This is a genomic window from Caulobacter sp. GW821-FHT10C03 (genome assembly GCF_059415485.1).
Genome location: NZ_JBWKNI010000043.1, coordinates 1 through 904, shown reverse-complemented (window position 1 = coordinate 904; position 904 = coordinate 1). Strand labels below are relative to the sequence as shown.

1 protein-coding gene is annotated in these 904 nt (G+C 68.1%); it reads right to left on the bottom strand.

The window, feature by feature from the left end; translation table 11 throughout:
• Window positions 1–904, bottom strand: a 904-nt coding sequence (locus tag AC07NG_RS25670; RefSeq protein ID WP_494597218.1) for an SPM autocatalytic domain-containing protein, incomplete at both ends; no start/stop codon positions are given.

Here is a 904-nt window from a genome sequence, read left to right as displayed (position 1 = left end):
TCGACCACGTCCTGGCGCGCCTTGGCAGCGGCGTTAAGGTCGTTAGCCTGGGCCTGCTGCGTCGAGATCAGCCGGACCTTGCCGCTCGGCTGCTGGCCGGTCAGCCAGCTGGCCTTTTCCGAGGCGCTCATCTTCGTCCAGCGCTGGGCGATGGTCGCGTCGACGCGGTCGTGATCGCTGAAGTCCAGCTGGGCGGCGGCCTTGACCTCGTTGTAGCTGGCTCCGATCGCGTCCAGCAGGCCCTTGCGGGCCCTGATCCGCGCGGCCTTGGCCGCCGTCTTCGGATCATTGGCCAGTTGGCCAAGCTCGCCGTCTTCGTCGGCCGCGCCCCACTCGGCCTGGTAGTCGCCAGCGTAGAGCCCCTCCGAGCCCAGCACCCGCCGCGCCAGGGCCACGTCGTAGCCCTCGCCCGTGCGGCCGTCGGCCCAGATGAAGCTGATCGTGTTCTGCACGAAGCTTTCAGTGGTCTGGTCGCGGGTCTGGCCGGTGGCCAGGCCGCCCAGGTTGATGGCCGCGATCCCGGCCTGTTCAAGCGTGCGCAGTTCCTTGGCCGTCGAGCGGCCGTTCTGGTTGGCGTCGACGAACAGCAGGATCCTGGAGAAGTCCTTGTCGTTCTTGTCGAGCAAGCCGTCGCCGTTGCTGTCCCAGGTGCGCAGGCCTTCCAGGTCGCTGGTCGCGCCCGGCTTGTCCTGCACGAACGAAAGTTCCGACAGCTGGTTGATCGCCCCGTCGCCGTTACGGTCGACCGCCAGGAAGCCGTCGCTCGGGCCCACCCAGCCGATCCGCGAAATCCCGCCGCCGGCCGTCTTGACCACCACGCTGGAGCTGTCGACCGCCGACAGGTCCAGCCCGTCGCCGTCCAGGTCCAGCGCGATCGGATAGGCGTAGTCGTAGTTGTAGGTGA